This is a genomic window from Myxococcales bacterium (assembly GCA_022184915.1).
Lineage (GTDB): Bacteria > Myxococcota_A > Polyangia > Fen-1088 > Fen-1088 > JAGTJU01.
Window position 1 is genome coordinate 1 of the sequence record JAGTJU010000015.1, and the last position, 4871, is coordinate 4871.

7 protein-coding genes and 1 pseudogene are annotated in these 4871 nt (G+C 63.0%); 2 read left to right on the forward strand and 6 right to left on the reverse strand.

What is annotated here, in order from left to right; translation table 11 throughout:
- Positions 1 to 415 (reverse strand): VTT domain-containing protein (locus KA712_26115; protein ID MCG5056429.1); only part of this gene is annotated, 415 nt, incomplete at its 3' end.
- Between the two features lie 96 nt (positions 416 to 511).
- Between KA712_26115 and KA712_26120 the strand changes: the two genes are divergently transcribed.
- Both KA712_26120 and KA712_26125 read left to right on the forward strand, forming a co-directional pair.
- Complete coding sequence (locus KA712_26120) at positions 512 to 925, forward strand: GAF domain-containing protein (GenBank protein MCG5056430.1); 414 nt, start codon at positions 512 to 514, stop codon at positions 923 to 925.
- An 89-nt stretch (positions 926 to 1014) separates the two neighbouring features.
- Positions 1015 to 1578, forward strand: a complete 564-nt coding sequence (locus KA712_26125) for a Uma2 family endonuclease (GenBank protein ID MCG5056431.1) — start codon at positions 1015 to 1017, stop codon at positions 1576 to 1578.
- Positions 1579 to 1728: 150 nt separating this feature from the next.
- Here KA712_26125 and KA712_26130 read toward each other — a convergent pair whose 3' ends face one another.
- From KA712_26130 to KA712_26150, 5 genes and pseudogenes are all read right to left on the reverse strand, one after another.
- The gene (locus tag KA712_26130; GenBank protein ID MCG5056432.1) at positions 1729 to 2106 is read right to left on the reverse strand and encodes a DUF5615 family PIN-like protein; all 378 of its coding nucleotides are present in this window, start codon (positions 2104 to 2106) and stop codon (positions 1729 to 1731) included.
- Positions 2103 to 2339 carry a DUF433 domain-containing protein gene (locus KA712_26135; protein MCG5056433.1) on the reverse strand — a complete coding sequence of 79 codons (237 nt, stop codon included), beginning with the start codon at positions 2337 to 2339 and terminating at the stop codon, positions 2103 to 2105. Before KA712_26135 ends, KA712_26130 begins: the two co-directional genes overlap by 4 nt.
- Positions 2340 to 3038: 699 nt before the next feature.
- Entirely contained in the window at positions 3039 to 3473 is a 435-nt protein-coding gene (locus tag KA712_26140) for a hypothetical protein (protein MCG5056434.1), read from the reverse strand.
- A 1-nt stretch (position 3474) separates the two neighbouring features.
- Positions 3475 to 3717 carry a hypothetical protein gene (locus KA712_26145; protein ID MCG5056435.1) on the reverse strand — a complete coding sequence of 81 codons (243 nt, stop codon included), beginning with the start codon at positions 3715 to 3717 and terminating at the stop codon, positions 3475 to 3477.
- Between the two features lie 730 nt (positions 3718 to 4447).
- Positions 4448 to 4834, reverse strand: a pseudogene (locus tag KA712_26150) (hypothetical protein).
- Positions 4835 to 4871: the final 37 nt, after the last annotated feature.

Genomic DNA, 4871 nt, shown 5'->3' on the forward strand with positions numbered 1-4871 from the left:
CGGCCTCCGCCACAACGGGGATGGGGCGGCTGAGCAGCACGATCCAGGGCGACGTGCGCGGGGCGTGGCGGGGCGCCCAGCGGGCGGGCCACAACCGCCCAAGCGCGTAGCCAAGGCTGTGGCCGCAGATGAGCCCGGCCAGGCAGAACGTAAACCCCAGGGCAGGCCCGAGCCGCGCCCCGAGCAATGCGCCCACGACGCTCGAAGGGATCGGCAGCAGCAGATCGGCCGCGAGGAGGAGCGCACCGAAGGAACCAATCTGTACGGCGTGACCGTCGGTGGCGGCGAGCCAGACGTGCGATGGCAGCTCGCCCACGAGCGCGAAGGGCACGAGCGGCACGGCCACCGTGGTGATGGCGAGCACGGCCCAGCGCCTGAGATCGGGGCGTTGGGCGGCGGAGGCGGGCGCGGACACCACACGACTTTAGCAAGGGCCCCGTGCGGGGTGTGGCCCGAGCGACGTCACAGGCCGGGGCGCCACACCCGGGCCGCCCTGTGGCAAACTGTGGCCATGAGCTCTGCGCCCCTCGAGACCTGGCTTTCAGCGTACCTACGCACCCACGGGGGCATGGCGGGCACCGTGCACCTGCGCGACGGACAGGAGCTCGTGATGGGGGCGGCCGTGAACATCCCGCCACAGGTCGTGCAGGTCACCCAGCGCATTCCGTATGGCAAGGGCATGGCGGGTCTGGCTTTCGCGCGCGACAGGCCCGTGCAGACGTGCAACTTGCAGGAGGACGCCAGCGGCGACGTGCGTCCAGGGGCCCGGGCGGTGAACGCACACGCGGCGGTGGCGCTGCCCGTGCACGACACCGCCGGCCAGGTGCGCGCGGTCGTGGGGATCGCGTTCATGCACGAGCGAGAGCTCGGCGAAGACGAGCTGGCCCGGCTTGCGGCGACGGCCGAGGCGCTGCCCCAGGCCTAACCTGCGGCACATCTTCCCGCGGTCAGACCCAGCGGCGGCTTGCCGCATGGGCCGGACATGGCGCACCCTGACTATGGTAGGCTTCTCCCGTGAGTCCGCCCGCGAAGAAAGCGGCAACCTACGACGACCTCGTCGCCCTCCCACCTCACGTCGTGGGAGAGATCATCAACGGCGAACTCGAGGTAAGCCCGCGCCCCGCGTCTCCCCACGCGCTCGCCGCAAGCGTTTTGGGCATGGACCTGGGCGGCGCCTTTCAGCGCGGCCGTGGCGGGCCGGGCGGATGGTGGCTCTTTGACGAACCGGAACTGCACCTGGGCAGGCACGTGCTGGTGCCCGACCTGGCCGGTTGGCGTCGCGAGCGTATGGCCAGCCCTGCGGACGCGCCCTTCTTCACCCTGACCCCCGATTGGATCTGTGAGGTCGTGTCGCCTTCAACTGCCGCACGAGATCGGGGGCGCAAGCTGCCCATTTACGCGGAGCATGAGGTGGCGTTCGCCTGGCTGGTCGATCCTCTCGCGCGCACGGTGGAGGCCTACCGGCGTCAGGGGCCGCACTGGCTTTTGCTGCGCACGTATGCCGACGACGCCCCCGCCCGCATCGCGCCCTTCGACGCCATCGAGCTCGACGTCGCGGCGCTGTGGATGCAGGCATAACGAGAGAGTCCGTAAGGTAGCGGCCGTAGGCGTGACCTGTCAGCTATCGCGAATTCTCCACCTGAAAGGGAGGACCAACCGAGTAATCGAGTTGCGAGAGCTCCTTGGATCTGCTCCTCGAGTTGGCTGACGCGCACGCTAAACGTCTGGTTAGCCGGGCGCCTTACCGATCGGCAAGACACGCACTCGCGACGAGATCTTGTCTATCGTCACAATGGCGCCGGCCTCGATCTCGGGAGTTCTCATCCGAAGCACCCGAGCAACATCCTTGCCGACAGCCTCAGGAAGAACTTCTTGGCCTCTGAGTTGGATGACGCTTGGCCCTTGGGCCTTTGTGGAAGCCAGCAGTGCTGAGAAGTCTAGGTCATGGGTAAACACAACGTATTCGTTGTCTCGGGCCCACTGCATCACAAAATGGTCCGCCTCAGCTCCTGTTCCGATCGTAGTCCAATGCACCGCTTCGAATCCTTCCTGCTGAAGAAACTCCACCCAGAGCGGGGACAGGTTCATGTCCAGGAGGATCCTCATGAGAGCGGAACGTCGATTTCTTCTGAGCGCCAAGCGGCATACGCCAGTGCTGCCTGGATGTCGGCTTCTTCGAGGTACGGATAAGCCGCCAGAATTTCCTGGTTCGTCTTTCCGGTGGCAAGCAAGCCCACCACGGTCCCGACGGTGACGCGAAGCCCTCGAATGCACGGACGACCGCCCATCACGGCAGGGTCGTGTGTAATGCGGCGCAATACATGCATACCCCCGATCATACCCCACCCGGCCGCCTCTGGCTCGCCGCGCTCGGCTCCGGCTAACCTCGACTTGGCCGTCAAACCAGGCTCGGGTTCCTGGGGGGCTTCGCTGACGGCCGGCGGCTCCGGCGCAGGAGCGGGGGGCGCGGCGGCGGGCGAAAGGAGCGACGCGCCCTTTGAGGTCGGCAGCGCTGAACGTGGTGCCGCAGGGCGCGCGTGGGGGGGCCTGCCGTCCGTGTGGAAGGCCACGACACCTCCCCCCAAGAGCAGCAGGGCGCCCCCCGCCAGCGCGGCCCAGGGGCGGCGGCTCGCGGTAAGCGGGGCCATGGGTTTGACGGAGCTGACCACGCTGTAGCCGGCGTCGTCCTCCGGGGGCGGCACGGGGGTCAGGCGGGTTTCCGTGGCCGCCTCGTCCGTCAGATCTGCCGGTGGGGGGGGCAGCGGGGGGTCGCCGAAGTCAGGCAGGGGATCATCGTTCCACGCTTCGGGCCCAAAGACGTCGTCGAGCACGGAAGGCAGGGCAGCCATCCTTCCGTCTGAGGTGGTAGTCGCCAGCCATACTCCCGTGCGCGAGAAAGGCGCTCCACATCGTGCGGCCCTTCCGCTTGCTCGTCCCCGGCGCCAGAGTCCGTCTCCACTCTCGGACTTATCGCCTCAATCCCTCTCATCCGCGCATCAATCCTTCAGGGCTCTTCACGAAAGGTTCGTGGGGATCCCTCAGCTAGGCCTGGCACCTCGTCGGATGAGAAACCCGATGCCGCGGGCTGAGCTGAATCCCAGAAACAGTGCGGTGGCGACCATGAGGGAGTTGCACAAAAGGAGCCCTGACGTATCGATCGACCACGATCCCGCAACCCATGCTTCGAACTCCAAGCTCATGCGCACCAGCATCAAAGTTGCAGCCGAGACGATGCCCGCCAGCCACCAGCGCAGGCTGCTTTTTCCGATCTCAAGCGCAAGCCCGACAAGAATAGACAACGGAAAAAAGACCAAGAGCGGAAGGTGAAGTTGATTTGAAGGAACGAGCATCCCAAAGAATGACACCGCCTGAACCAGCAGCGAAAACCAGATCACAATTCCGATTCGGAGATCGATAGCACTCAGGCCTACGCCGAGGAGTGCAACAAAGAACTGCGTTCCCCAGAAAAACATGTCACCACCTGCACCCCGCCGGATCGTAGGCCTTGAAGACTTCCTTCAGGGACGCATCCAGGCCGGCTTCTCTGAGATATCTCAGCTTGACGACTTCCTTCCTCTTCCTCACCTCCGCGACAACCGCTCCCGCCAGTTGCAATTGACCAGGTTCGACGAAAAGAGTTGTCGCGAGGCCGGCTTCGAGCTTTTCCAAAACTCCAACGTGGTCCACACCTCCCAGTCCGTACATTCTCGCGGACATGCGAAAGCCGGGATATCGTCTGATAACCCTCCTGGCTCGCTCGAACGTCTTTGGCTATCGAGTGCTTAAGAATCTGATTGTGCGCAGGAAGGCTGACTGTACCCAGGAAGGCAGCGACCGCCTCGTCGATCACGATCCCCATGGTGTCGAGCGTTTGAGTAATGGTCCAGCCGAAGTTTGCTGCCGTCGGCTGGTATTCAGCTGCAGGGGTTCTCATTATTTCTCTAGAAAGATGGGGAGAAAGCATCACAACCATGGTCAGGCCCGCCTGTGTGTAAGCTTTCTTGTGTGAATTGAACGCCGCATCTCGCAGTTGAGTCGCAGTCAGGCTGGGGGGCTTCCCCGCTTCGAAGGCCTTCAGTATGAAGTCGCTAAGTTCGTCCTGCAAAAGCACGAGAGTTCTTCGTACCCACCTTGCTCCTGCCGGGTGTTCATTCAGCTTCTTGTCGCTGGAAAAGAGTATGCAGTACTTCTTCCCATATGCGATTGGGTAGCCGTCTGCCTTCCACGGACCCAGGTACTCGTCTAACTTTTCGTAAAAGGTCCACGGCTTGCCCTCAGTCGCGGGATGATAAGCTGTAATGCTTTGGAGCCAGGCGTCGAGCTGCTCAATGGACTCCTTCGTAGGCCTAGAGCTCTTGGCGGGAGGAGTGAGGACCCTCGGTTCCTTGACTGATCTGGGGCTACTACTTGAATCCATCAGCGTCACGATACATCACTTGCACCCGCCTCAGAACATGACCAGGAGGCGTTTCGTTGCTCGAACTGGGGGGCGTCCCCCCCCCCCGTGGAACAATACCCGAGACGCCAGATTGACAAGAACTGAAGTGCATTGTGGGGCGAGAGTGGTCAAGACGAAGTGCCAAAACCAGTAAAGAGGCTGATCGATTTGAAGTATCCAACTCGCATTGGGACGCAGGTAGTAGTTCCAGTCATCATGGAACCGATTGCGATGCAATGAGAGAGCTTCGAGCTGACGCTTCGTGACCTTCTTGCCCTTGGGATAACGTCTGCGGTCGAGGGCCGCCTTAACCTTGAGTCCTGACGAAGTCTTCGTATGGGCGATCAGTTGGACGACCGTCTCAAAAGTACGCAGAGGCTTTCCACGCCCGTTGGCTGTCCGTTTTTCCGCAAGTCACAGCCCCAGGGCGTCA